Origin of the sequence: Blastococcus sp. CCUG 61487 (genome assembly GCF_005222955.1) — a bacterium.
Taxonomy (GTDB): domain Bacteria; phylum Actinomycetota; class Actinomycetes; order Mycobacteriales; family Geodermatophilaceae; genus Blastococcus.
In genome coordinates this window covers 1-26609 of record NZ_LWUA01000251.1, presented here as the reverse complement: position 1 = coordinate 26609, position 26609 = coordinate 1, and the positions used below count along the sequence as shown (strand labels likewise).

Here is a 26609-nt window from a genome sequence, read left to right as displayed (position 1 = left end):
GGCGACGCCCGGCTGCAGGACGCTCGGCGCCCGCCTCGACCTCGACGCCGCCGGCGGCCCGCGCTGACCCGCGAGGGCGGGCACAGCCGCGACCGCATCGTGCACGCCGGCGGTGACGCGAGCGGCGCGGAGGTCACCCGCACCCTGGCCGCGGCGCTGCGCGCCCGCGGGATCGCCGTCCTCGAGCACACCGTCGCCCTCGAGGCGCTGCGCTCGGCCGACGGCGTCGTCTGCGGCGTGCGCACCGGGCGGATCGGCGACGCCGGGGAGCTGACCGACGTCACCGACCTGTGTGCCCGCGCCGTCGTCCTGGCCGCGGGTGGCTCCGGGCAGGTGTTCACCGCGACCACCAACCCGCCCGGCGCCACGGGTGACGGGCTGGCCCTCGCGCTCCGGGCCGGCGCCGAGGTGGCCGACGTGGAGCTGGTGCAGTTCCACCCGACGGTGCTGTGGACCGGCGCCGCCGCACACGGGCAGCAGCCGCTGATCTCCGAGGCGGTGCGCGGGGAGGGCGCCGTCCTCGTCGACGCCCAGGGGAACCGGATCATGGCCGGCGCGCACCCGCTGGCCGACCTCGCCCCGCGCGACGTCGTCTCCGCCACCATCGCCGCCCACCTCCGGGCGACGGGCGCGGAGTGCGTCTTCCTGGACGCGCGGCACCTGGGGGCGGAGTTCCTCGCGAACCGCTTCCCGGGGATCGTCGCCGCCTGCCGCGCCGCCGGGTTCGACCTGGCCCGCGAGCCGGTGCCGGTCGTGCCGGCCGCGCACTACGCCTGCGGTGGCGTGCTCGCCGACCTCGACGGCCGCACCGGCGTTCCCGGCCTCTACGCCGTCGGCGAGGTCGCGTGCACCGGTGTCCAGGGCGCCAACCGCCTGGCGTCCAACTCGATCACCGAAGGCCTGGTCGCCGCCCGGAGGTGCGCCGAGCTGCTTGGCGCCGAGCTGCCGCCGCTCGCGGAGCCCCTCGCTCGACCAGCGCCGGCCTGCCTGGTCGACCCGTCAGCTCGCGCGGCGATCACCGCGGCCACGAGCCGGTACGCCGGCGTCCTCCGCGACGCCGAGGGGCTCGCGGAGCTCGGCCGGGTGCTGGCCGACGTCCCCCGGCCGGCCGGCGAGCCCGATCTGGCCGCCGTCGAGGCCACCGCCCTGCACACCGTGGCGACGCTCATCGCGGCAGCAGCCGCGGCGCGCACCGAGAGCCGCGGCTGCCACCGTCGCCTGGACGCTCCGGAGACCCGCCCGGAGTGGCAGGTCCGCCTGGTGCACCGGCTGGACCGCGCCGGTCTCGTGCGGACCCGCACCGTGCCCGTGCGGGTCGGCGCCGACGAGCTGGTGGTGGCGTGAACGCCCCGCTGCGCGACGAGATCGCGCACGCCCTCCGCGCGGCGGGCCTCGAGCCGGGCGCGGTGGAGCTCGTCGTCCGCACCGCGCTCGAGGAGGACCTCGTCCACGGCCCGGACGTCACGACGGCGTCCACCGTCCCGGCCGACGCCGTCGCCACCGGCGACCTCACCCCGCGCAGCGCCGGCGTGCTCGCCGGGGTGCACGTGGCCGCCGCCGTCTTCGACCTGGTGGGCGGGCCGGACGTCAGCATCGAGGTGCACGAGGCCGACGGCGCGGCCACCCGGCCCGGGCAGCCGGTGCTGTCGGTCACCGGGCCCACGCGCGCGCTGCTCACCGCGGAGCGGACCGCGCTCAACCTGGTCTGCCACCTGTCGGGCATCGCCACGCTCACCGGCCGCTGGGTCGACGCCGTGGCCGGGACCGGTGCTGCGATCCGGGACACCCGCAAGACGACGCCCGGTCTGCGCGCGCTGGAGAAGTACGCGGTGCGCTGCGGCGGTGGGGTCAACCACCGGATGGCCCTGGGGGACGCGGCCCTGGTGAAGGACAACCACGTCCTCGCCGCGGGCGGCATCGCGGCCGCCGTGCGGGCGGTGCGGACGGCGGCGCCCGACATCCCGCTGGAGGTCGAGTGCGACACGCTCGACCAGGTGCGCGAGGCCGTCGCCGCCGGCGTGCAGCTCGTCCTGCTCGACAACTTCTCCACCGCCGACACCCGCGCCGCGGTGGAGCTGGTGCGGGACACGGGCGTGCGGCTGGAGGCCAGCGGCGGGCTCACGCTCGACCGCGCGCACGAGGTCGCCGCGACCGGCGTCGACTACCTGGCGGTCGGCGCGCTCACGCACAGCGCCCCGGTGCTCGACCTCGGCTTCGACCTCCGCTGAGCCCACCTCCGGCCTTCCGGTGCAGCAAGTTCCGGACTTCCGGTGCAGAAAGTCCGCGCGGGGGCTAGCGGCGGTCCGGGTGCACCCAGCCGATCGCCGGCGCCACGTGCTCCACGATGTTCTGCAGCAGCCGGGCGTTGTACTCGACGCCCAGCATGTTCGGCACGGTGATCAGCAGGCTGTCGGCGTCGCGGACGGCGGCGTCCTTCGCCAGCTCCTCGGCCAGCTGGTCGGGCTCGCCGACGTAGCTCTTGCCGAACCGTGCCCGCACCCCCTCGAGGATGCCGACCTGGTCCTCGCTCTCCCGCTCGGCGGCGAAGTACTCGCGGTCGAGGTCGCTGACGATGGGCAGCACGCTGCGGCTCACCGAGACCCGCGGCTCGCGCTCCCAGCCGGCCGCCTTCCACGCCTCCCGGTAGCGGGCGATCTGCTCGGCCTGCAGCTCGTCGAAGGGCACGCCGGTGTCCTCGACCAGCAGCGTCGAGCTCATCAGGTTGAGCCCCTGGCGAGCGGTCCACTCCGCCGTGGCCCGCGTGCCCGACCCCCACCAGATCCGCTCGGCCAGGCCGGGCGACTGCGGCTGGATCGCGAGCTTGCCGGGCATGCCGCCGGTCATCCGCGGGTCGGCGTCGACCATCGGCTCACCGGAGATGGCCGCCATGAACAACGCCGTCTTCTGCCGCGCGAGCTCCGCGTCGCTGCTGTCGGGCCCGGGCACGTAGCCGAAGGCCTCCGAGCCGCGCAGCGCCGTCTCCGGCGAGCCGCGGCTCACGCCGAGCTGGAGCCGGCCGTCGCTGATCAGGTCGGTGGCCGCGGCCTCCTCGGCCATGTACAGGGGGTTCTCGTAGCGCATGTCGATCACGCCGGTGCCCAGCTCGATCCGCGAGGTACGGGCGGCCATCGCGGCGAGCAGCGGGAACGGCGAGGCGAGCTGGCGGGCGAAGTGGTGCACGCGCACGAAGGCGCCGTCGAGGCCGATCTCCTCGGCCGCGACGGCCAGCTCGATGCTCTGCACCAGCGCGTCGCGGCCGGTGCGCACCTGCGACCCAGGGATGGGCTGCCAGTGCCCGAAGGACAGGAAACCGATCCGCTTCTCCACCGCGCTCACCTCTCGTCGACGTCTGCGGAGGGCAGCAGTACCGACGGCGCCGGGAATTCCCGGCGCCGAACCGGACCGCCGCCCGAAGGTCGAGATCTCCCGCTCCGGGCCGAGGACGCTGGCGAGATCTGCCGATCACCCGGCGTTGTCTCACCCTCTGTGACGGCACGACCACGACTCTCCGTCCTACGGGTCCGTCACTTCTCGCCTCCGATGCGTAACCCTGTGGGCGTGAGCTCCTCCGCCTCCGATCTGCCGCGGTACCCCGCCGGCCCGCCGAACGCGGCGGCGCGGCAGCGGGTGCGGGCGATCGACACGCTGCTCGCCGACCGCGGCCAGCTGTTCCAGGCGCTGTTCATGTCCGCCCCGATCGCCAAGGCGCTCGTCGACCTCGACGGCTACGTCCTGGTGGCCAACCCGGTGATGTGCGCCCTGGTCGGCCGGACCGCCGACGACCTCGCCGGCCGCCACGTCGACCTGCTGGCCCACCCGGACGACCCGCCGGTCGGCGACCTGGTGCCGGCGACCGTGCCCGGCGAGCCCCCGCTCGACCCGAACCTGCTCCTGGACGGCGAGCGCCGGCTGCGTCGCTCCGACGGCACCGAGCTGTGGGTCGTCCAGGCCCACGAGGTCGTGCGGCACAACGACGGCACCCCGCAGTTCGTCGTCCTCTCCCTGGTCGACGTCACCGACCGGCGGCGCGCCGAGGACGACCTGGTCCGTCGTGCCTTCACCGATCCGCTCACCGGGCTGCCCAACCGCCGCGCCCTCACCGACCGGTTGCGGCACGCCGTCGCCCTCTCCCGCCGCCGCGGGCTGCAGGTCGGCCTCGTGCACCTGAACATCGACCGGTTCCGCGCGGTCAACGACACCCTCGGTCACGAGGCGGGCGACCAGCTGCTCAGCCAGGTCGCCGACCGGCTGCGCTGGAGCACGCGCGTCGAGGACACCGCGGTACGGCTGGGGGCCGATGAGTTCCTCGTCGTCGCGGAGGACGTCGAGGACCTCGACGGGCTGCGCGCGCTGGCCGAGCGGCTGCTGGGCGTGCTCGACGAGCCGTTCCTCGTCAACGACCGCGAGATCAACCTGTCGGCCAGCGTCGGGCTCACGCTCGGCTCCGACATGACCCCCGACGACCTGCTGCGGCAGGCCCAGAGCGCGCTGACCAAGGCCAAGACCGACGGCAGCCGCGCCCGGGTCGAGGTGCACGAGGGAGCGCTCAGCGACAGCGAGGTCGACGCGCTGCAGCTGGAGACCGATCTCCGGCACGCGCTGGACAACGACGAGCTGCGGCTGTTCTACCAGCCGATCGTCCACCTGGCCGACGAGACGCTGCTCGGCTACGAGGCGCTGATCCGCTGGCAGCACCCCACCCGCGGGCTGCTCCCCCCGGGCGCGTTCCTGGAGGCGGCCGAGAACAACCGGCTCACCTCGAAGCTCGGCGCCTGGGTGCTGCGCCGCGCCTGCCTGGACGCCGTCACCTGGCCCGACGAGCTGCGGGTGCACGTCAACATCTCCGCTCGGCACCTCGCCGAGGAGGGGTTCAGCGAGCTGGTCGCCGCCGCGCTCGAGGAGTCCGGCCTCTCGCCCTCCCGGCTGGAGCTGGAGATCACCGAGTCGACGGCGCTGTTCGCCGCGGAGGCCACGCTGCACTCCGTCGCCGTCGTCACCGACGCCGGCGTGACCCTGGCGCTGGACGACTTCGGCACCGGCTACTCCGCGATCACCGCGCTGCACCGGCTGCCGATCCACACCGTGAAGATCGACAGGTCCTTCGTCGCGGACGTCGTCACCGAGCCGGCCACGGCCGCGCTGGTGCAGGGCCTGCTGCAGCTCGGCCGCGGCATGGGGCTGCAGGTGATCGCCGAGGGCATCGAGGACCTGGACCAGGCGGACTGGCTGCTCCGGCACGGCTGCGCGATGGCCCAGGGCTACGCCTTCGGGCGGCCCGCGCCGCTGCCCAGCCCGGCCGAGGTGCTGATGGGCGAGGTCACCGACACCCCGGCCGAGGAGGTCGCGGGCGAGCTGCTCCGCCCGGAGCTGGAGACGCCGGTGGTTCCCTCGCCGCGCCCCGGCGACCCGACCCCGCCGCGCCGGGTGGTGCTGGCCACCGACGACACCGGCCGGTTCGGCCTGGTCGACTACCTCGACGACGACGAGGACGACAGCTAGGGCCCTAGCTAGGGCGCCAGCTAGTGCCTGGGCAGCGCCAGCGGGACCGGGCGCTTGGGCGCGCGGCCGTCGCCGGACGACGTGCCGCGCAGCCGCCGGCCGATCCACGGGGCGACGAAGCCGCGCACCCACGCCGCCTCCTCGACCACGGCGACCCGCAGTGCCCGGCGCGGGCCGGGGGCGAGCGGCGTGCGCCACCCGTCGTCGTCGCACGGCAGGCCCAGGGCGGTGGCCGCGGCCAACGCCGTACGGCGGTGCCCCTCTTCGGTCAGGTGGATGCGGTCGGTGTCCCAGAGCCGCACGTCGTGCAGCCAGCCGGCGCTCCACTGGTCGAGGACGGCGGACCCGGTGCGCGCCGCGATCGACCAGATGTTGGCGTTGAAGATCGCGATCCGGCCGCGCGCGCGGCGGAGCAGGGGTGTGGCGCGGGGGTCGGCGCTCGTGGCCAGCAGCACGTCGGCGCCGGCCGCCCGCAGCCGGACGACGGCGGCCTCGAGGGTGCCGGCGAGCTCGTCGGGGTCGGCACCGGGCCGCATCAGGTCGTTGCCGCCGGCGACCAGGCTGACCAGGTCCGGCTGCGCCTCGAGCGCCACCGGCACCTGCTCGGCGATCACCTGCCCCAGCAGCCGCCCGCGGATCGCCAGGTTGGCGTACTCGACGTCCCCGTCGCTGGTGGCCGCGAGCTGCTCGGCGAGCCGGTCGGCCCAGCCGCGGAACTCCCCGGGCCGCCCGGGATCGGAGTCGTTGAGCCCTTCGGTGAACGAGTCGCCGAGCGCGACGTAGCGCCGCCACGGGGCACGCGATGCGGAGAACTGCACGGCGGCCACTCCATCACGCCGGGGTCACCCGCCGTCGCGCCAGGTCTCCAGCAGCCGCAGCCAGATCTCGCTGACGGTCGGGAAGGCGGGGACGGCGTGCCACAGCCGGGAGATCGGCACCTCGCCCACCACCGCGATCGTCGCCGCCTGCAGCAGCTCGGCGACCGCCGGACCCACGAACGTCACGCCGAGCAGCACCTCCCGCTCGGTGTCCACGACGGCGATCGCGGTGCCCGCGTAGCCGTCGGCGACGATCTTCGCCCCGCTGACGTCGCCCAGCGGGTACTCCACCACCCGGTGCGGCAACCCGCGGTCGGCCGCCTGCGCCGCGGTCAGCCCCACCGCGGCGACCTGCGGGCTGGTGAACACCACCGAGGGGACGGCGCGGTCGTCGGCGGTGGCCGCGTGCGGCCCCCAGCCCGCCGTCGACACCTGCTCGCCACGGGCGCGCGCCACGATCGCCGCGCCGGCCTGGCGCGCCTGGTACTTGCCCATGTGGGTCAGCAGGGACCGGCCGTTCGCGTCCCCCACGGCGTAGAGCCACTCCGAGCCGCGCACCCGCTGCGAGTCGTCGACGTCGAGGTACGTCCCCGGCTCGAGACCGACCAGGCCCAGCCCGATGTCGTCCGTGCGGGGCGTGCGGCCGACGGCGACCAGCAGCTCGTCGCCGCGCAGCTCCCCGGCCGACGTCATCAGCACCACCTCCGCGCCCTCCCGGCGGACGGCGGTGGCCTCGCAGTCCAGGTGGACGGTGACACCGGCCGTCCGGAGCGCCTGGGCGACTGCCTCCCCGGCCGCGGGCTCCATGGTGTCCAGCAACCGCTCACCGCGCTGCACCACCGTGACCTGCGCGCCGAGGGCCTGCCAGGCCGTGGCCATCTCGCAGCCGACGTAGCCGCCGCCGAGGACCAGCAGCCGGCCGGGTGGCACCTGGGCCTCGGTGGCCTCCCGCGGTGTCCACGCGGCGACGTCGGCCAGCCCGTCGATCGGTGGCATCGCGGCGTCCGAGCCGGTGGCGACGGCGACCGCGTGCCGGGCGATCAGCCGGGTCTGCCCGCCGTTCGCCGCGGTGACGACGACGGTCCGCTCGCCGGCCAGCCGGCCCGTGCCGCGCACCAGGTCGATGCCGGCGCCGTCCACCCACTCCACCTGCCCCGCGTCGTCCCAGTCGGAGACGAACGAGTTGCGCCTGGCCAGGGTGGCGGCGACGTCCTGTTCGCCGGTGACCGCCTGCTCCGCGCCGTCGACCGCGCGCGCCTCCGCCAGCACCTCGGTGCCGCGCAGCAGCACCTTGCTCGGGATGCACGCCCAGTACGAGCAGTCGCCGCCCACCAGTTCCCGCTCCACGAGGACGGCGCTGAGCCCGGCGCGGACGACGACGTCGGCGACGTTCTCCCCGACCGGCCCGGCACCGAGCACGACGACGTCGTAGGTCTTCTCGTCGGTCTCCATCACCGCATCGTGGTGGTGTGGTCGACTGGGCGCATGCCGGTCGACCGCGCGGAGTTCGCCGCCGCCCTGGGCCAGTACGCGGCCGGGGTGTGCCTGCTGACGGTGCGGGACGGGATCGACGACGTGGGGACGACGGTCAGCTCGGTCATGAGCGTCTCGGCGACGCCGCCGCTGGTCGCCGTCGGCCTGAGCGCGGGCGGCTACCCGGCGGAGGTCCTCGAGGAGGTCGGCAGCTGCGCGCTGACGGTGCTCGCGGCGCCGCACGCGATCGTGGCCTCGCGGTTCGCCTCGGCCGGCCGCCCCAGCGCACGGCACCTGCTGGAGGCGGTGCCGTGGTCGCGGGCGCCCGGCAGCGAGGCCATCGTGCTCGACGCCGGGCTCGCCGCGCTGGACTGCACGCTGGAGCGGCTGGTGGAAGCCGGTGACCACGTGCTCGCGCTGCTGCTGGTCGACCGGGTGCTGCCCGGTGACCCGGCGGCCCCGCCCCTGCTCCGCCACCGCGGCCGGTTCGTCGACGAGTCCGGCCGGGCCGCCGGTCGCGCCTGATCGCGACACCGGTCGCTCCGGTCGGGCCCGCGGAGGTGGCAGATCTGTTCCTGGCACAGTCGGTCTCTGCTTCCCCTGGTAAGCAGAGACCGACTGTGCGAGCAACCTCTCGCGCGGCCGCCGATCCCGCCGGCGACCCGGCGGGCTAGCGTCGGGAGCGCCATGACCGCTCTGCCTGCACCCACCGAGTCCGCCCTGCGGCGCGCGCTGACCCGCGCCGAGCGCGGGGTGAGCCTCGACGCGGTCGAGGCGGAGACGCTGCTGCACGCCCGTGGTCTCGGCGAGGGCGAGCCGCTGGACCGGCTGCTCACCGCCGCCGGACGGGTGCGCGACGCCGGCCTGGCCAGCGCCGGACGCCCCGGCGTCGTCACCTACAGCCGCAAGGTCTTCATCCCGCTCACCCACCTGTGCCGGGACCGCTGCCACTACTGCACGTTCGTGACCACGCCGGGCGCGCTGCGCACGGAGGGCAAGGCCCCCTACCTCTCCCCCGACGAGATCCTGGAGATCGCGCGCGCCGGTGCGGCCCTGGGCTGCAAGGAGGCGCTGTTCACCCTCGGCGACCGCCCCGAGGACCGCTGGCCGGTCGCCGCCGAATGGCTGGAGGCGCACGGCTTCGACTCGACGCTGGGCTACCTGCGGGCGATGGCGATCCGGGTGCTGGAGGAGACCGGGCTGCTCCCCCACCTCAACCCCGGTGTCCTGTCGTGGGAGGAGATCCAGCGGCTCAAGCCGGTGTCGGCGTCGATGGGCATGATGCTGGAGACGATGGCGACCCGGCTGTGGTCGGAGCCCGGCGGCCCGCACTTCGGCTCGCCGGACAAGGAGCCCGCCGTCCGGCTGCGGGTACTGGAGGACGCCGGCCGCTCCGCCGTCCCGTTCACCACCGGCGTGCTGCTGGGCATCGGCGAGGACTACGCCGAGCGGGTGGACGCGATCCTGGCCATCCGGGCCAGCGCGCAGCGGCACGGGCACGTGCAGGAGACGATCGTCCAGAACTTCCGGGCCAAGCCACGCACCGCGATGCAGGCCCACGACGACCTCGACCTGCAGGAGTACGTCGCCGCCGTCGCGGTCACCCGGCTGCTGCTGGGCCCGAAGGCGCGGGTGCAGGCGCCGCCGAACCTGTCCGACTCCACCGAGCTCGGCCTGCTGCTGCGCGCCGGCGTCGACGACTGGGGCGGCGTTTCACCGCTCACCCCGGATCACGTCAACCCCGAGCGGCCGTGGCCGAACATCGACAAGCTGGCGGAGCTGACCTCCGACGCGGGCTTCACGCTCCGCGAACGGCTCGCCGCCCAGCCCCCCTACGTGCTGGCACCCGAGCCGTGGCTGGACCCGCGGGTGCGGCCGCACGTCGAGGCCCTCGCCGGCCCGGACGGGCTCGCCGTCGAGGGCCGGCTGCCGGTCGGGCTGCCCTGGCAGGAGCCGGACGAGTCGTGGACGGCCAGCGGTCGGGTCGACCTGCACGTCGAGGTGGACACCGTCGGACGGACGACCGACCGGCGCAGCGACTTCGACGCCGTCTACGGCGACTGGTCGGAGCTGCGGTCGCGCACCGAGGGCGCGCGCGACGGGCACACGACGGCGCTGACCGTCGGCGATCCTGAGGTGCACGCCGCGCTCGCGCACGCGGAGCGCGACCCGGCCGGGCTCTCCGACGCCGAGTACCTCGCGCTGCTCGGTGCCGACGGGCCGGATCTCGATGCGCTGACCGCGCTGGCTGATGCCGTCCGCCGCGACGTCAACGGCGACGACGTCACCTACGTCGTCAACCGGAACATCAACTTCACCAACGTCTGCTACACCGGCTGCCGGTTCTGCGCCTTCGCCCAGCGGCGCACCGACGCCGACGCCTACACGCTGTCGATGCAGCAGGTCGGCGATCGCGTCGACGAGGCCTGGGCTGCCGGTGCCACCGAGATCTGCATGCAGGGCGGCATCCACCCCGACCTGCCCGGCACCGCCTACCTCGACCTCGCCCGCGAGGTGAAGAAGCGCCAGCCCGACATCCACCTGCACGCGTTCTCGCCCATGGAGATCGTCAACGGCGCGGCGCGGACCGGGCTGTCGTTCCGCGACTTCTTCACCGCGCTGAAGGAGGCCGGGCTCGACTCGGTCCCGGGCACCGCGGCGGAGATCCTCGACGACGACGTCCGGTGGGTGCTCACCAAAGGCAAGCTGCCGACGGCGACCTGGCTGGAGATCATCGGCACCGCGCACGAGGTCGGCCTGCCGACGACGTCGACGATGATGTACGGCCACGTCGACACACCGGCCCACTGGGTCGCGCACCTGCGCACGCTCGCCGCGCTGCAGGACCGCACCGGCGGGTTCACCGAGTTCGTGCTGCTGCCCTTCGTGCACCACAACTCGCCGATCTACCTCGCCGGCGTCGCCCGGCCCGGGCCGACGGTGCGGGAGAACCGGGCGATCCACGCCGTGGCCAGGCTGCTGCTGCACGGCCGGATCCCCAACATCCAGACCTCCTGGGTGAAGCTCGCCGACGCCGGCACGAAGGCGGTGCTCCGGGGCGGCGCGAACGACCTGGGCGGCACTCTCATGGAGGAGACGATCAGCCGGATGGCCGGCAGCGAGAACGGCTCGCTGAAGACGATCGCCGAGCTCGAGGCCATGGCCGCCGCGATCGGCCGGCCGGCCCGCCAGCGGACGACGGAGTACGGCACGCCCTCGGCCGAGCGGATCGCCACCGCACGGTCCGAGGAGGGCCGCGCCCGGCTCACCCTCTCGATCCGCCCGACCTGACCCGCTCGACGCCGGCGGCGCTCCCGGCCTACTCCGCCGGCAGCGGCTCGACCCGGAAGACGGGGTGCTCCGCCGCGATCGGCTCGAACGCCGCGACCGGCGCCCGCCGATCCACCCGGATGTGCGCCCGGGCGCCCGGGGCCAGGTCGAGGTACCGCTTGATGATCGGGGCGCGCTCGGCCACCGGGACCTCCACGAGCCGCACGGGCGTACGCGTGCCGCGGTGCAGGACGGCCGTCCCCCCGGCGGCCCGCACGTTGCGCACCCAGTTCGTCCGCTCGCCGAGCATCGCGACCAGGTAGCGCTCGCCGTCGTGGTCGGCGATGACGACCGGCACCGGGACCACCTCCCCGGTCCGCCGACCCGGCACCTCCAGCGCGGCGGCCCGCTGCACCGGCAGGCGGCCGCTGCTCAGGACCCGGGCGTCGAGCCGGTTGAGCGCGCGGGCGATGCCGTTCGGACGGCCGCCGCGGTACATCCAGCGCCGCAGGCCGTGCCGCACTCCCGCCGCGGTGAGCACGTCCCGCACGCCGGTTCCGCCTGCTCGAGCAGTGCTCACGGAACCTCCGGTCGACGTCGGGCGCTGCCGCGACCCTCTCGGGCCGCGGCACCGGCGCACCAGGGTCGTTCGACCCCGTCTCGCGCCCGGTGGGGTCGGCCTCGGGGGAGACCGCAGCAGCCACCAGGCGGTCGTGGTCGACCTGCCCGGGGAAAGCGCGGCTAGAAGAGCTCGGCGCTGAGCCGAGCGGCCCGTCGCGCGGCCCGGTCGGCCTTGCGGGCGGCCCGTTGGGCGACGTGCAGCCGGCGTGCGCGGGCAATCTCCTGCGCCCGCGCCTGCCGCTCGGCCATGCGGCCGGCGACGAACTCGTGGTGAGGGATGTTCACAGCGACTCCTCCGGGGTCGGGCGGGGACGGATCGGGTGCCGCACCGGGTGCGGCGGAGCGGCGGGGCGTGGTCTGCGCGGCCAGGCCCGGACGCGCGGTCTCACGGCTGCGCGGGGACGCCGTAGGCGAAGACGAGCACCGGCTCCCGGCGCGCCCCGTCGTCGGGGAGCTCGCGCTCGCCCCACCGCTCGATCAGCGCGCTGACCTCCGCGGCGACCTCCCGCAGCTCGTCGGGGGTCAGGTGCAGCCACCGCTGCATGCTGAAGGAGGACCCGCGCCACGGTTCGCGCTCCTCGTCGTCTGCGGCGAACCACGCTCGGACGTACCCGGCGTGCCGGTCCAGGGTCAAGGAGTGCACTGCCTGCGCGACAGCTTCGGCCGCGGGATCGTCGGCGAGCGCCTCGCCCGACCAGCGCAGCGAGCGGTCCACCAGCCGCCACCACCGCTCGCGCCGGTCCTTGGCCAGCTCCGGCGCCTCCCCCACCAACCCGACGTCGGCCAGGGCCTTCACGTGGTGGCTGATGTTGCCCACGCGCTGCCCGGTGCGCTCGGCCAGCACACTCGCCGTCGCCGGGCCGTGCACCCGCAGCACGTCGAGCAGCCGCCGGCGCAACGGGTGGGCCAGCATCGCCAGCACCCGGGCGTCGGTGACCTCGCGGACTCCGGCCTTCTCGCTCATGCCCGCCAGCATGAACGAACAAGACTGATTGCACAAGCCTTCTTGTGCAATCAGTCTTGTTCGATCGTGGCTGCTGTTCGGCTTGCCGCCCGCCCGGAGCCCGGGCGGGCGGCGATCAGCGGCAGTCAGACCAGGCGGCGCCGCGACTGGGAACGCAGCAGCAGATAGCCGCCCACGACCAGCGCGATGAAGAGCGCTCCGATCCCGGTCACGAGCCCCGGGGACAGCTGGGTGGCGCTCACCGTCTCGAGCTCCCGGACGTCGTCCGCGACCTGGATCGTGTTGCCGCTCCCGGCCGGGCCGCCGTCCGGGTCGGCGTCGGTGGACACCGCCTCCGGAGCAGCCGCCGCGGCGGGCTCGTCGACCGGGTCCGCTCCACCGGCGGCAGGGACGCCACCGGTGCCGCCTCCACCGCCGGTGCTGGGCACGGGGACCCCGACCGTGCCCGGCGTCGGCGCCGGCGTGGTGGTCGGTGCAGCTGCCGACGTCGTCGACCCGGGTGACGTGCTGGGCTCCGGCGTCGTCGTCGGCTCCGGCGTCGTCGTCGGTGAGGGCGTCGTCGTCGGTGAGGGCGTCGTCGTCGGTGAGGGCGTCGTCGTCGGTGAGGGCGTCGTCGTCGGTGAGGGCGTGGTCGTCGGTGAGGGCGTGGTCGTCGGTGAGGGCGTGGTCGTCGGCGGAGGCGTGCCGTCGTCCCCACCGGGTGCCGGCGCGAGTGTGATGATCACGCCCCACGGCTCGTCGACCTCGTCGGGCCCGGTCACCATGACCTCGGTCAGCGGCTCCGTCCCGCCGTCGACGGTGAACGACCACGACCCGGGGGCGAACCAGCCCTTCCAGATGGCGAGGCCGGCGGCGTCGGTGGTCTCCGGCTCGGAGGCCGGGTGATCCGGGCCGGTGAGGACGATCTCGGCCCCCTCGACCGGCTCGCCGTCGACGCGGACCGAAGCGCGGATCTCGGTCCGGAACAGCGAGGCGTTCTCCACCTTCGTCTCCTCCACGCACTCGCCCGCGACCCGGGAGGTGCACAGCTCCAGCAGCGGTATCTCGGCCGCGGGAGCCAGCCCCCTGGGTGCAGTCGCCTGCCGGACGTCGTACTCCCCGGCCGGCAGCTCGATCGCCTCGCCGGTCATCGGGGCGGTCCAACCGCTGGGCACGACGGCCACCGAGCACGTGCCCGACGAGCCCGTGACGCAGGTGCCCCTGACGTTCTCGTCACCGAACCGGGTGAGCTCGAACTCCGCCCCGGAGAGGTCGAGCCCCTCGGGCACCGATCCCGTGGGCAGCACGGTCAGCGTGGCGGAGCCGGTGGCGGGGGTGTCCGGCGGCGGCGGCGCCGGAGCTCCCAGCCGGACGGTGCCGAGCTGGATCTCGTGCCGCCGGACGTCGGACGCAGTGACGGTGAGCGCCAGCGGGGCCGTCGAGTACTTCGGGTCGGCCTCCACCGGCGTGAGCGTGTAGGCCCCCGGCCGGAACACAGGGTCCCAGTAGCTGAGCGGGAAGGCCCACACCCACGGGCCCTTGAAGGTCAGGTCACCGTCCCAGTCAGTCATGGCCGTGCGGGTCACCCCGTCCGGGGCGCCGAGCTCGAAGGTGGACCACTTCACGGCTCGGCCCGTCGCGTCGACGACGCGTGCCGTGACCGTGTCGCGGAACTGCGAGACGTTGTAGACGTCGAGCTCCCGAGGCCTGCCGCAGTCGCAGATCCTGACGGTCGCCAGCTGTCCGGTCGCCGGAACGAGCCCCGGCAGGGGCTTCTCGGCCGTCTGGGTCACGGTGTAGGTGGCCGCGGGCAGCCTGAGCGCCCGCGTTCCGCCTCCGGTGACCTTCCCGTTCGACGACAAGCGCACATCGCAGACGCCGAGCCTGTCGGTGACGCACCGGCCGACCATGGCCCCCGAGGTGAAGACGAACTCCGCTCCCGCCCAGCTGTAGCCGTCGGGCACCTCTCCCTCGTGCCAGACCTCCAGCTCCAGGGACTTCGTCGAGCCGACGTTCGCGGGGGCGGCCGACACGGCGGGGGCCACGACCACGCCGAGCGCGAGGGCGAGCACCGCGACGAGGGAACCGAGGGCGGGGACGCGCCATCGGACGCGGGGCGGGCGACTGTGCACCGACTGCTTCACGATCTGCTCTCCGGCGGTCTCGGGACGACCGTCGTCGCGAGCCGCGCGCAGCCTGCCGCCGGACGGGGTCCACCGATCACGACACGCTGGCCTGACCTGCGGGTTCACCAGTGCGGACCCCGGAGGTCACATCGGCAACTCCAGCCCCGGCGAGAGTCGTGCGAACCTGCCAACGGTCGTGTCGACTTCTCGGTGGACCGAGTACAACGACCCTGCTCAGAGGCCGTTTCCGTCTCGGATCGCCCCGTCTCGTGACGCTGTGACGAGCCGGGCCGCCCGCCGTCACTACCCTCGGGTCGTGGGGCTCTCCGGCAGGTTCGCCTACAGCGACGGGCAGTGGACCCGCGGTGCGCCGACGGCGGTGCCGTTCCTCCTCGTGGACGTGCACGACAGCCGGATCGCCACCGTCGACCACCGCCGGGCCGACGCCTCCGGCGGCCGCTTCTTCCTCGGCTACGAGCCGCGGATCTACTTCGAGGAGCCCGACGCCTCGGACCCGGTCGACGTGGACGCCGAGGCCGAGGGCTTCGCCGCCTGGGCCCGGGAGGCGACCGGCTCTGACCTGGACCCGGCCGACGTCCGCCCGCTGCTCGCCTCGCCGAGCGGTGCACCGCCGCCCGACGAGGTGGTCGAGCTGACGGTGGACCGGCTCGCGGCGCTGGCCGGGCTGCCGCCGCTGGACTGGCCCACGGACGACGACGAGCCGGCGGGCTGACCCGCGGAGCCCCACCCGGCCATGGCGTCCCAGTCGGCGCCGTCCAGCGTGGCCAGCGCCGCGGGGAACAGCCCGAAGTCCTCCTTGAACATGTGCTCGGCGAGGGCGTCCAGCACCCGCAGCACGCCGGCCCGCCACTCCTCGCCGGCGGCGTCGTCGAGGTCGTCGACGTCGTCGTAGAGCGCGGCGTGCTCGCCCTCGAGGACACCGACGTGATCGGTGAGCTCCGCGCTGCGCCGGAGCTGCGGGAAGAGGTACCCCTCCTCCTTGCCCACGTGCGGCCCGAGCACCACGAGCAGTTCGGTGAGATGGGTGCGCGCCGCTGCGTCCTCACCGGCCGCGAGGTGGCTGCGGACGTGCGCGCTCAGCTCGCGCAACCGGTCGTGCTCGTCCATGAGCTCGCCGATCGGGAGCAGGTCGCGGCAGCCGCAGTGGTCGCACATGGCGGGGATCCTCTCGTCCGGCCCGCACGTCGTCCCCCCGGAGAAGGCCGGGGCTCGGTGCGTGATTCCGCCCGACGGCGTGGTGGTGGCGTGGGAGGTCCGGTGGTCCCGGCCGGGTGGCTCGGGCACCGTGGTCGCGTGACGCGCGCGGACCGAGGAGACCTCGCGGTCGGTGGCGTGGACGGGATCGTCCGCCGCCTGACACCGGGCTACTTCGCGCTGGTGATGGCCAGCGGGATCATCTCGGTGGGGCTGCGGCGGCAGGGCCACGTCGCGGTGTCGGTGGTGCTCCTGGCGGTGTGCGCGGCCGCCTTCGTCGTCCTGGTCGCGCTCAACGCCTGGCGGGTGATGGCCCACCGCGACGCGGTGCTCGCGGACTTCCTCGACCCGGCCCGCGGGTTCGGCTTCTTCACCTTCATCGCCGGGGGCAACGTCCTCGGCGTCCGGCTGGCCATGGACGGCCACCACGCCCCGGCCGCCGCGCTGCTCGCCGTCGGCGTCGCGGCATGGCTGGTGCTCGGCTACGTCATCCCCTGGACCTCCGTGCTCGGACGGACCGAGCGCCCGGTGCTGCCCAAGGCCAACGGCACGTGGTTCATCTGGGTGGTCGCCGGACAGTCGGTCGCCACGTCGTCGGCGACGCTCCAGCCGCACCTGCCGGCGCTGCGCGATGCGCTGGCGGTGACCGCCGTCTTCGCCTGGTCGGTCAGCCTGTTCCTCTACGCGGCCGTCGGCATCATGGTGTCGGCGCGGCTGCTGATCTACGAGCTGCGGCCGACCGACCTGACGCCCCCGTACTGGGTGGCGATGGGCGCCGGCGCCATCACGGTGCTCGCCGGGGCCCGCATCGTCGAGATGGTGGACACCCCGATGGTGGCGGCCACGCGAGGCCTGGTCGCCGGGGTCTCGGTGAGCATCTGGGCGTTCGCCACCTGGCTGATCCCGGTGCTCGTGGCGGCCGGCTGGTGGCGGCACCGCACGCACCGGGTGCCGCTGCGCTACGAACCGTCGCTGTGGAGCATGGTCTTCCCGCTGGGCATGTACGCCGTCGCCGCGGCGTACCTGGGCGACGCCGACGACCTGCCGCTGCTGGGGCAGGTCGGCGCCGTCGGCATCTGGATCGCGTTCGCCGTGTGGGCGGTGGTGCTGGCCGCCATGGTGGTTTCGGCGGCCCGGGCCGGAGCCGTCGGCTACGCCGAACGGCGCAGCGACACCTCGACCTACTGAGAGCGTCGCCTACCGGACCGGCTCCGGCGTCCTGGTGCGCTCCATCCCCCAGGCCGTGAAGCAGGCGGCGACGGTCGCCGTGATGGCCAGCAGCCACAGCCCCGGCTGGTAGTTGCCCATCCAGCCGTAGATCGCGCCCATGATCAGCGGCGGCGCGAAGCCACCCAGACCACCCGCGGCCCCCACGATCCCGGTGACCGCACCCACCTTGTCGGACGGCGCGGCGATCGCGACCAGTGCGAACACGGCACCGGAGGAGGCGCCCAGCGCGGCGGCCATCGCCAGGAAGGCGACGGTGCCGACGGTGTCCAGCGGCTGCTCGAGGGCGGAGATGGCGGCGAAGACGGCGACGACCACGAAGCAGACGGTCAGCACCGGGATCGGGCCGAACCGGTCGGAGAGGTTGCCCCCGACCGGGCGCATGACCACGGCCAGCACGATGAAGCCGGCGGTCCGCAGCGCGGCGTCCCCCGGGCTCAGGTCGTAGGTCACCCGCAGGTAGGTCGGCAGGTAGACGCTGAACGCCACGAAGCCACCGAAGCCGACCGCGTAGAGGAAGGACATCTGCCAGGTGACCGGGAGCTTGGCCGTCTCCCAGGTCCGCCGCACCGCGCTGCCGGTGGACGGCGTGCGTCCCGGCGCGTCGCGCAGGAACAGGAAGGCGAGGACGGCGTAGGCGGCCAGCAGGACGGCGACCAGCCCGAACGGGAAGCCCAGGCCGAAGGCGTCCTTGAGTCCGACGGTGCTGAACGCGGCGATCGCCGTACCGATGGTCCCGGCGCCGAAGATGCCGAGCGCCGTGCCCCGCTTGGCCGGCGGGAACCAGGCGTTCACCAGCGGCACGCCGACCGCGAACGTGGTGCCGCCCAGGCCGAGGAAGAACCCGCTCACCAGCAGCAGGGCGTAGGAGTCGGGCGCGACGAAGCCCACGAGCAGCACCGGGACGATCGTGAGCACGCTGACCGCGGGGAACATCACCCGCGCACCGAGCCGGTCGGTGAGCGCACCGACCGGGATGCGACCGAGCGAGCCGACGACGACCGGCACGGCGACCAGCAGGGAGGTCTGCATGGCGCTGAGGTCCAGCCGGTCGGTGAAGAACGCGCCCAGCGGGCTGATCAGCGACCACGCCCAGAAGTTGATCGTGAAGCCGAGAGTGGCGAGCGCCAGCATCGCCCACGCCGGGCGCGGAACCGCCGCCGTCGTCGTGCTGCCCGGGCCCGGTGCTGCGCTCATCGGCGCCCACTCCCCACGCGGTCCCGGCGGCGGCCCCCGTTGCTGCCCACGCGGTCCCAACCCCGGGGAGCGGCGCGGGTGCCCAGCTGGCGGTCCCGGCTGCGGTAGACGATGTACGGGCGGGTGAAGTAGCCCAGCGGCGCGCTGAACACGTGCACCAGCCGGGTGAACGGCCAGATCGCGAACAGCACCAGCGCCGAGAGCGCGTGGAGCTGGAAACCGATGCCCGCCTCGGTCATCAGCTCCGGCTGCGGGTTGAAGTAGAAGATGCTGCGGAACCACGGCGAGACGGTGTCGCGGTAGTCGGCGTGGTCGCCCTCCAGGCCCAGGACGCCCAGCACCGTGTTGCTCATCCCGAGGAGGATCGTGACCGCGAGGACGAAGTACATGAGCTTGTCGTTGTTCGTCGTCGCGCTGAACACCGGCCCGACGGTGCGCCGTCGGTAGATGAGGATCGCCATCCCGACGACGGTCCCGATCCCGGCGATCGCACCCACCCCGACGGCCAGCGCGTGGTAGGCCTCGGGCGTGAGGCCTACCGCGTCGGTCCAGGACTTCGGGATGCCCAGGCCCATGACGTGCCCGATGAGCACGAACAGGATCCCGAAGTGGAACAGCGGGCTGCCCCAGCGCAGCAGCTTGCGCTCGTACAGCTGCGAGGACCGGGTGGTCCAGCCGAACTTGTCGTACCGGTACCGCCAGACGTGCCCGCCGATGAAGATCGCCAGGCTGACGTAGGGCAGCACGACCCAGAGCAGGATCTCCGACGCGGATGCGTTCATCGCACGGCTCCAGCGGACTGTCCGGGGGTGGGCATGTACTCCGGTGGCGCGAAGGCGTCGGACCCGTACGGATCCAGCCCCACCTCCTCGGTCGGGGGCCCTTCGCGCGCCAGCCGGGCGATCGCGGCGCGGTCGGCCGCCTCGACGGGTGGCAAGGTCGCCGACACGGCCTGGAGCACGGGCGCCCACGGCGACCCGCGCTCCTCCAGGGCGAGCCGGATGAGCTCCAGCCCGGCCCGGTGCTCGGTCAGCAGACGCTCGCCGCGGCTCGCGTCACCCGTCGCGGTGAACTCCAGGACGACGGCGAGATGGTCGGGCAGCTCGCCGTCGGTCAGCTGCAGGCCGGCCCGCGCGTAGAGGTGCTTGAACTGCAGCAGCGCCATCCCGCGCTTCCGGGTGTCCCCGTGGGCGTAGTAGGTGAGGTACAGGCTGCAGCGCCGGCGCAGGTCGAAGGTCTCGACGTAGGCCGCCTGCAGCTCGGGCAGCGGCGTCGTCTCCAGGTGGTCGAGGAACCGGCCCAGCGGTCCGGCCAGGGGCGCGGGCAGCGGCGCCGTCGCCGCCCGCAGCAGCGGGAGCCGCCCGAGCAGCTCCTCGTCCGGATAGCCGAGCAGCAGCGACGCCACCTGTCGGGCGGTCGCCAGCTGGGCCGGCGTGCTGCCCGGCTGCCGCCACCTCGGTCGCGGACTCACGGCTTGGGCTCCGTGATCGCGGGCGAGTCCGGCCCGACTCCCCCACCGCCGTCGCCGTCGTCGTCCCGCCGTGGCGGGAACAGCCCCGGCGGCGCGCTCTGCCCGTCCCAGTTGAGCAGGTTCACCCGCTGCCCCTTGTCCTGGGGTGAGGCGATGGTGTCGCTGGTCTGCCGGTTGGCGAGCATGTGGAAGTTCTCGACCGCGATCGGGGTCACGCCACCGGAGGTCTCGCCGAAGGGACCCCAGCCGCCCATGCCGGGCCCGCCGTCGTAGTCCAGCGAGCAGCCGTCGTCGAACTCCTCCCTGTCCGGTCCCTGTTCGGCGTGCGCCAGCGGGATGACGTACCGCTCGTCGTACTTGGCGATGGCCAGCAGCCGGTGCATGTCCTGGATGTCGCGCCCGGTCATGCCGACGGCGGCCGCGATCGACTCGTCCGCGGGCCGGCCGAGGTTCAGGTCGCGCATGTAGGAGCGCATCGCGCCGAGCTTCTTCAGCACCCCGGTGACCAGGTTCGTGTCACCGGCGGTGAAGAGTTCCGCGAGGTACTCCACGGGGATCCGCAGCGACTCGATGGCGCCGAAGATGTTGCCGGCGTCCTCCCCGTCGTGCCCGGTCTCGGTCAGCGCGTCGACCACCGGCGACAGCGGCGGGATGTACCAGACCATCGGCATCGTCCGGTACTCCGGATGCAGCGGCAGCGCCACCTCGTACCGGTTGATCAGCGCGTAGATCGGCGAGCGCTGCGCGGCGTCGATCCAGTCGCGGGAGATGCCCGCCTGCTCGGCGGCACGGACCACCTGCGGATCGTTCGGGTCCAGGATGATCGACCGCTGGGCTGCGTAGAGGTCCTGCTCGTCCGGCGTGGACGCCGCCTCGAGAACCCGGTCGGCGTCGTACAGGACGATGCCGATGTAGCGCAGCCGGCCGACGCAGGTCTCCGAGCAGACCGTCGGGATGCCCACCTCGACCCGCGGGAAGCAGAACGTGCACTTCTCGGCCTTGCCGGTGCGGTGGTTGAAGTACACCTTCTTGTACGGGCAGCCGGTGACGCACTGCCGCCAGCCCCGGCAGCGGTCCTGGTCCACCAGGACGATCCCGTCCTCCTCGCGCTTGTAGATCGCACCGGAGGGGCAGGACGCCGCGCACGACGGGTTGATGCAGTGCTCGCAGATCCGCGGCAGGTAGAACATGTAGGTCTGCTCGAACTTCTCCTTGACCTCCGCGGAGATCTTCTTGAGCACCGGGTCGTCCTGCAGCAGCTCGGGGGCGCCGCCGAGGTTGTCGTCCCAGTTGGCGCTCCACTCGACCTTCATCGGCTCGCCGGAGAGCAGCGAGTGCGGGCGGGCGACCGGCGTGTGCTCCTGCAGAGGAGCGTTGGTGAGCGTCTCGTAGTCGTACGTCCAGGGCTCGTAGTACTCCTCGATCGAGGGCATCTTCGGGCTGGAGAAGATCGTCAGCATCCGCGACAGCCGGCTGCCGGTGCGCAGTTGCAGCTTGCCGTTGCGGCCGACCTGCCAGCCGCCCTTCCACTTCTCCTGGTCCTCGTAGGTGCGGGGGTACCCCTGCCCCGGTCGGGTCTCGACGTTGTTGAACCAGACGTACTCGACCCCGGTGCGGTTGGTCCACGCCTGCTTGCAGGTGACCGAGCAGGTGTGGCACCCGATGCACTTGTCGAGGTTCATCACCATGCCCATCTGGGCCATGACGCGCATCAGACCAGTCCCCCCTGAGCGGCAGAAATGGCCATTTCTGCCCCTGAGTACGGACGAGAGCGGAAGCACCGAACGGCAGAAATGGCCATTTCTGCCCTGAGGGCGCGCATCAGTACTGCACCTCCTGGCTGCGGCGGCGGATGACCGTCACTTCGTCGCGCTGGTTCCCCGTCGGGCCGAGGTAGTTGAAGGCGAACGACAGCTGCGCGTAGCCGCCGATCAGGTGCGTGGGCTTCAGGAACAGCCGGGTGCCGGAGTTGTGGATGCCGCCCCGCTTGCCGGTCGTCTCCGATCTCGGGACGTCGATCAGCCGGTCCTGGGCGTGGTACATGTACACGGTTCCCTCGGGCATCCGCGACGAGACGATGGCCCGGGCGACGATCACCCCGTTGCGGTTGACCGCCTCGATCCAGTCGTTGTCCCGCACACCGACCTTGGCGGCGTCCTGGGTGCTCATCCAGATGTTCGGTCCGCCCCGGGACAGCGACAGCATGAACAGGTTGTCCTGGTACTCCGAGTGGATCGACCACTTGTTGTGCGGCGTCAGGTACCGGACGGCGATGCCGAGTTCGCTGACCTCGCCGATCTGCGGCTCCCCGTACAGCGCCGTCATGTCCAGCGGTGGCCGGAACACCGGCAGGTTCTCGCCGGCCTCGGTCATCCAGTCGTGGTCGAGGTAGAAGTGCTGCCGGCCGGTCAGGGTGTGCCACGGCTTGAGCCGCTCGACGTTGATGGTGAACGGCGAGTACCGCCGTCCCCCGGTCTCGCTGCCCGACCACTCCGGCGAGGTGATGACCGGCGTCGGCCGCGACTGGGTGTCGGCGAAGGTGATCAGCTTGCCCTCGTGCTCGGCGGCGAGGTCGGCCATCCGCGTGCCGGTGCGCTCCTCGGCGTTGTGGAAGCCCTGGGTGGCCAGCCGCCCGTTCGTCGTCCCCGACAGGGCGAGGATCGTCTCGCACCAGTGCACGTCCCGGGCGAGCGTCGGCCGGCCCTCGGCCACGCCGTCGCGCACGACCCCGTTCTTGTGCCGGAGGTACTCCACCTCCTCGTCCGGCCTGGTGGTGACGCCCTTGGTCGTCAGGCCCAGCTGCTCCACCAGCGGTCCGAGCGCGGCCCACTTCTGCGCGATCGCCCCGTAGTCGCGTTCCTGGACGGCGATCTTCGGCATCGTCTTCCCGGGGATCGGGTCGACCTCGCCGGTCTTCCAGTCGCGGACGACGCCCCGCGGGTTCGCCGTCTCGTCGGGGGTGTCGTGCATGAGCGGGAGCGCCATCAGGTCGCGGCGGACGCCGAGGTGTTCCCGCGCCAGCCGGCTGAACGCCGTCGCGATCGTGCCGAACGCGTCGAAGTCGGTGCGGGTCTCCCACGGCGGGGAGATCGCCGGGTTGAACGAGTGCACGTACGGGTGCATGTCGGTGGTGTTGAGGTCGTGCTTCTCGTACCAGGTGGCCGCCGGCAGCGTGATGTCCGAGTACACCGTCGTGCTGGTCATCCGGAAGTCCAGGGCCAGCAGCAGGTCGAGCTTCCCGCGGGGGGCCTCCTCCCGCCAGACCAGGTCCTTCGGACGCGCCTCGGGGGCGGCCTCGGCGGCCCGCAGGTTGGAGTCGGTGCCCAGCAGGTGCTCGAGGAAGTACTCGTTGCCCTTCGCCGACGACCCGAGCAGGTTGGCCCGCCACACGGTGAGCACCCGCGGGAAGTTCTCCGGCGCGTCGGGGTCCTCGGCAGCGAAGCGCAGCCGCCCGGCCTGGAGTTCGTCGACGACGTGCTGGCCGGGCTCCTTGCCGGCCGCGGCCGCGTCGTCGGCGAGGTCGAGGGGGTTGCGGTCGAACGTCGGGTAGTTCGGCATCCACCCCATGCGCGCGGACTCGGCGAGGACGTCGGCCGGCGCCTTGCCGGCGAACCGGCCCGACCCCAGCGGGGAGGCGAACGAGTCCAGCGTCGTCCGGTCGTAGCGCCACTGGTCGGTGTGCAGGTACCAGTACGCGGTCTGGATCATCTGCCGCGGCGGGCGGGCCCAGTCCAGCGCCGAGGCCAGCGTCGTCCACCCGGTCACCGGCCGGCACTTCTCCTGGCCGACGTAGTGCGCCCAGCCGCCCCCGTTGACCCCCTGGCAGCCGGTGAGCGTGGTCAGGGTCAGGAACGCCCGGTAGATCGTGTCGGAGTGGAACCAGTGGTTGGTGCCCGCGCCCATGATGATCATCGAGCGGCCGCCGGACTCCTCGGCGTTCTGCGCGAACTCGCGGCCGATCCGCGCCGCCGCGGCCGCCGGCACGCCGGTGAACTGCTCCTGCCAGGCGGGGGTGTACGGCTGGGTCGCGTCGTCGGGCCCGGCCGGCCACTCCCCCGGCAGACCCGGACGGCCGACGCCGAACTGGGCGAGCAGCAGGTCGTAGACGGTCGTCACCAGGTGCTTGCCGACCCGGCGGACCGGGACGCCGCGGCGCATCACCGCACCGGTCCCGCCGGGCGTGTCGAAGCGGGCCAGGTCCACCGGCGCGGTCTCGGCGCCGTCGGCGTAGAGGCTGAGCAGCGGGTCGACGTCGCCCAGGTCGAGGTTCCAGCGGCCCTTGCCGGCCTCGGTGAACCTGTCGCCGAGCGTGCCGTTCGGCACGTGCGGCTCGCCGGTCCGGGAGTCGACGAGCACGGTCTTGAACTCCGCGCCCTCCCCGACGTCACCGAGGTCCGCGGCCGTGAGGAACTTGCCCGGCGCGTACCCGTCCCCGCGCGGGGTGAGGGTGAGCAGGAACGGCAGGTCGGTGTAGCGCTTGACGTACTCGGTGAAGCGCGGCACCTGCCGGTCGACGAAGAACTCCTTGAGGACGACGTGCCCCATCGCCATCGCCAGCGCGCCGTCGGTGCCCGGGTGCGGGGCGAGCCAGTCGTCGGCGAACTTCGTCGCGTCGGAGTAGTCCGGGCTCATGACGACGACCTTCTGGCCGCGGTAGCGGGCCTCGGTCATCCAGTGCGCGTCGGGAGTACGGGTGACCGGGACGTTGGAGCCCCACAGGATCAGGTAGCTGGCGTCCCACCAGTCGCCGGACTCCGGGACGTCGGTCTGGTCGCCGAACACCTGCGGCGAGGCGACCGGCAGGTCGGCGTACCAGTCGTAGAACGACAGCATCGGGGCGCCGATGAGCGACATGAACCGGGCGCCCGCGGCGTGCGACACCATCGACATGGCGGGGATCGGCGAGAAGCCGGCGATGCGGTCGGGCCCGTACTCCTTGATCGTGTGCACGTGCGCGGCGGCGATCATCTCGGTCGCCTCGTCCCAGGACGCGCGGACCAGACCGCCCTTGCCGCGCTGCGACTTGTAGGTCCGCGCCTTGTCCGGATCCTCGACGATGTCCGCCCAGGCCAGCACCGGGTCGCCCAGCCGCTGCCGGGCCTCGCGGTACATCTGCAGCAGCGAGCCGCGCACGTACGGGTAGCGGACCCGCGTGGGCGAGTACGTGTACCAGGAGAAGGCCGCGCCGCGCGGGCAGCCGCGGGGTTCGTACTCCGGCCGGTCGGCGCCGGTGGACGGGTAGTCGGTCTGCTGGGCCTCCCAGGTGATGATCCCGTCCTTGACGTAGACCTTCCAGGAGCACGAGCCCGTGCAGTTCACCCCGTGCGTGGAGCGGACCACCTTGTCGTGGCTCCACCGGTCCCGGTAGAAGGCGTCGGCGTCGCGGCCGCCGATCTGGTGCAGTGACCGGAGATCGGCGCTGACCTCGCCCTTGCGGAAGAAGCGCGACGTCCTGACCAGTGCTTCGGACAGCCCGCTGTCGAACCCTGCGTCCTCCGACTGGGTCCCCGCGTCGCCTCGCGTGGTGGTCACAAGCCCGCCCCTCCGGGCCGCCGCGCCGCACCGACGCAGACGGATCCCTCGTCACCGGTCGTGTCCGCCGACCATGGCACAGGTCACACTCCGGCGCAGCCGTCGGCGTCGGCCGTCGCCGGTCAGCCGCGGGGTGGGTGCCCGGCCACCAGCGGCGTGTCGGCCCCCACGACGCCGAGCTTCGCCGCCCCGCCCGGCGACGCGAGCGGCTCGGCGCGACCGGGCAGCGGCTCGGCGAAGAAGCGCGCGTTGTCGGCGGTGAAGACCGACCACCGCTCGGGGACGTCGTCCTCGTAGTAGATCGCCTCGACGGGGCAGACCGGCTCGCATGCGCCGCAGTCCACGCACTCGTCGGGATGGATGTAGAGGGCCCGTTCACCCTCGTAGATGCAGTCGACCGGGCACTCGTCGACGCAGGCCCGATCCAGGACGTCGATGCACGGTTCGGCGATCACGTAGGTCATCCGGTCCTCCTCGGGGTTCTCGTCCTCAGGCGCGGGTGAGCCGGAGCCGCCAGGCCTCCGGACCGCGCTGCTCGTAGTCGACGGCCAGCGCGCCGCCGGAGCGGGCGGAGAGCTGGCGGAGCAGGGGCAGCGGGTCGTGCGGCGCGACCAGGAGCAGCGACCCCCCGGCCGGGACGGCGTCGAACGCGCCGAACACGGTGGCGTGGCGGATCGCGTGCGGCACCGACCGCACGTCGAGCACCGGGATCTCGTCGTCGTCGTGTCCGCCGCAGCCGCAGCTGCCCCTGGCCGGCGCCGCCGGCACGGCCTCGACCGCGTGCGCGGAGTCGTGACCGTGGTCGTCCTCGCCCAGTAGCTCGTGCATGCCCGCGAGGACGCCCGACAGCGAGACCGTCGGATCCGCGGCGACGGCCGGGAGCAGGAGGTCGTTCTCCTTGACCAGGTGGGCGTCGAACAGCACGCGCAGCGCGTGACCGCACGCCGCGGCGCGCGCGGGTTCCTCCGCCGTCCGCAGGTCCTCGACCAGGCCCGCGAGGACGCGGTGCTCGGCCACCATCGCCTCGACCAGGACCCGCAGCCGGTCGGAGCCGGCCGCGGCCGGGTACAGAGCCCGCTCCTCGGCCGTGGCGTGCGGCATCAGCTCGCCGGTGAGGAAGGCCAGCGTCGCGGTACGCGCCTCGGGGAACCCGGCGGCGCCCGACGCGGCGGCCACGAGGAGCGCGTCGACGTGCGCGGCCAGCCGGCCGGCCAGCT

The 26609-nt window shown here is 73.5% G+C and carries 21 protein-coding genes; 6 read left to right on the top strand and 15 right to left on the bottom strand.

The window, feature by feature from the left end:
* Window positions 1-1344: L-aspartate oxidase (locus A6V29_RS15580; RefSeq protein WP_137161156.1), on the top strand; the 1344-nt coding region annotated here is incomplete at its 5' end.
* Window positions 1341-2228 (top strand): carboxylating nicotinate-nucleotide diphosphorylase, encoded by an 888-nt coding sequence (gene nadC, locus A6V29_RS15575; protein ID WP_170977894.1) that lies wholly within the window; start codon window positions 1341-1343, stop codon window positions 2226-2228. The genes A6V29_RS15580 and nadC, both read left to right, overlap by 4 nt.
* A gap of 64 nt (window positions 2229-2292) precedes the next feature.
* On the opposite strand, the gene A6V29_RS15570 is transcribed toward nadC, so the two are convergent.
* Window positions 2293-3327: an LLM class flavin-dependent oxidoreductase gene (locus A6V29_RS15570; RefSeq protein ID WP_137161155.1), complete on the bottom strand. Its 1035-nt coding sequence runs from the start codon at window positions 3325-3327 to the stop codon at window positions 2293-2295.
* Window positions 3328-3558: 231 nt separating this feature from the next.
* Here A6V29_RS15570 and A6V29_RS15565 point away from each other — a divergent pair, with 231 nt between their 5' ends.
* Window positions 3559-5499, top strand: a complete 1941-nt coding sequence (locus A6V29_RS15565; protein ID WP_249933270.1) for a putative bifunctional diguanylate cyclase/phosphodiesterase — start codon at window positions 3559-3561, stop codon at window positions 5497-5499.
* A 20-nt stretch (window positions 5500-5519) separates the two neighbouring features.
* Here the strand turns inward: A6V29_RS15565 and A6V29_RS15560 are convergent, their stop codons facing one another.
* Together A6V29_RS15560 and A6V29_RS15555 are read right to left on the bottom strand one after the other, a co-directional pair.
* Window positions 5520-6317, bottom strand: a complete 798-nt coding sequence (locus tag A6V29_RS15560) for an SGNH/GDSL hydrolase family protein (RefSeq protein ID WP_137161154.1) — start codon at window positions 6315-6317, stop codon at window positions 5520-5522.
* 24 nt (window positions 6318-6341) lie between these two features.
* Window positions 6342-7769, bottom strand: coding sequence for a dihydrolipoyl dehydrogenase family protein (locus A6V29_RS15555; RefSeq protein ID WP_170977893.1), 1428 nt, complete (start codon window positions 7767-7769; stop codon window positions 6342-6344).
* A gap of 33 nt (window positions 7770-7802) precedes the next feature.
* On the opposite strand from A6V29_RS15555, the gene A6V29_RS15550 reads away from it, so the two are divergent.
* A complete protein-coding gene (locus A6V29_RS15550; RefSeq protein WP_137161152.1) occupies window positions 7803-8315 on the top strand; it encodes a flavin reductase family protein in 513 nt (170 codons plus the stop codon).
* Between the two features lie 162 nt (window positions 8316-8477).
* Entirely contained in the window at window positions 8478-11081 is a 2604-nt protein-coding gene (locus A6V29_RS15545) for a bifunctional FO biosynthesis protein CofGH (RefSeq protein ID WP_137161151.1), read from the top strand.
* Window positions 11082-11109: 28 nt separating this feature from the next.
* On the opposite strand, the gene A6V29_RS15540 is transcribed toward A6V29_RS15545, so the two are convergent.
* The 5 genes from A6V29_RS15540 to A6V29_RS15520 form a co-directional block, all read right to left on the bottom strand.
* Window positions 11110-11640 (bottom strand): nitroreductase/quinone reductase family protein, encoded by a 531-nt coding sequence (locus A6V29_RS15540; protein ID WP_212719457.1) that lies wholly within the window; start codon window positions 11638-11640, stop codon window positions 11110-11112.
* 161 nt (window positions 11641-11801) lie between these two features.
* Entirely contained in the window at window positions 11802-11966 is a 165-nt protein-coding gene (locus A6V29_RS21030; protein WP_170977889.1) for a hypothetical protein, read from the bottom strand.
* A gap of 100 nt (window positions 11967-12066) precedes the next feature.
* Window positions 12067-12645, bottom strand: coding sequence for an ArsR/SmtB family transcription factor (locus tag A6V29_RS15535; RefSeq protein ID WP_137161150.1), 579 nt, complete (start codon window positions 12643-12645; stop codon window positions 12067-12069).
* Between the two features lie 125 nt (window positions 12646-12770).
* A complete protein-coding gene (locus A6V29_RS21715; protein ID WP_249933269.1) occupies window positions 12771-14768 on the bottom strand; it encodes a prealbumin-like fold domain-containing protein in 1998 nt (665 codons plus the stop codon).
* 468 nt (window positions 14769-15236) lie between these two features.
* The gene (locus A6V29_RS15520; protein ID WP_137161147.1) at window positions 15237-15926 is read right to left on the bottom strand and encodes a hemerythrin domain-containing protein; all 690 of its coding nucleotides are present in this window, start codon (window positions 15924-15926) and stop codon (window positions 15237-15239) included.
* Between the two features lie 138 nt (window positions 15927-16064).
* Here A6V29_RS15520 and A6V29_RS15515 point away from each other — a divergent pair, with 138 nt between their 5' ends.
* On the top strand, window positions 16065-17153 hold the full coding sequence (locus A6V29_RS15515) for a tellurite resistance/C4-dicarboxylate transporter family protein (protein WP_249933268.1): 1089 nt from the start codon (window positions 16065-16067) through the stop codon (window positions 17151-17153).
* Window positions 17154-17162: 9 nt separating this feature from the next.
* Here the strand turns inward: A6V29_RS15515 and A6V29_RS15510 are convergent, their stop codons facing one another.
* The 7 genes from A6V29_RS15510 to A6V29_RS15480 all read right to left on the bottom strand — a co-directional run.
* Window positions 17163-18389 (bottom strand): MFS transporter, encoded by a 1227-nt coding sequence (locus A6V29_RS15510; protein WP_137161146.1) that lies wholly within the window; start codon window positions 18387-18389, stop codon window positions 17163-17165.
* A complete protein-coding gene (gene narI / locus A6V29_RS15505) occupies window positions 18386-19171 on the bottom strand; it encodes a respiratory nitrate reductase subunit gamma (RefSeq protein ID WP_137161145.1) in 786 nt (261 codons plus the stop codon). Before narI ends, A6V29_RS15510 begins: the two co-directional genes overlap by 4 nt.
* Complete coding sequence (gene narJ, locus A6V29_RS15500) at window positions 19168-19860, bottom strand: nitrate reductase molybdenum cofactor assembly chaperone (protein ID WP_137161144.1); 693 nt, start codon at window positions 19858-19860, stop codon at window positions 19168-19170. The genes narI and narJ overlap by 4 nt, the downstream gene beginning before the upstream one ends.
* Complete coding sequence (narH, locus tag A6V29_RS15495; protein ID WP_137161143.1) at window positions 19857-21572, bottom strand: nitrate reductase subunit beta; 1716 nt, start codon at window positions 21570-21572, stop codon at window positions 19857-19859. The genes narJ and narH overlap by 4 nt, the downstream gene beginning before the upstream one ends.
* A 109-nt stretch (window positions 21573-21681) precedes the next feature.
* Window positions 21682-25392, bottom strand: coding sequence for a nitrate reductase subunit alpha (locus A6V29_RS15490; RefSeq protein ID WP_137161142.1), 3711 nt, complete (start codon window positions 25390-25392; stop codon window positions 21682-21684).
* Window positions 25393-25514: 122 nt separating this feature from the next.
* A complete protein-coding gene (gene fdxA, locus A6V29_RS15485; protein ID WP_137161141.1) occupies window positions 25515-25856 on the bottom strand; it encodes a ferredoxin in 342 nt (113 codons plus the stop codon).
* A 25-nt stretch (window positions 25857-25881) separates the two neighbouring features.
* Window positions 25882-26609, bottom strand: a 728-nt coding sequence (locus A6V29_RS15480; RefSeq protein WP_137161140.1) for a DUF2249 domain-containing protein, incomplete at its 5' end; no start/stop codon positions are given.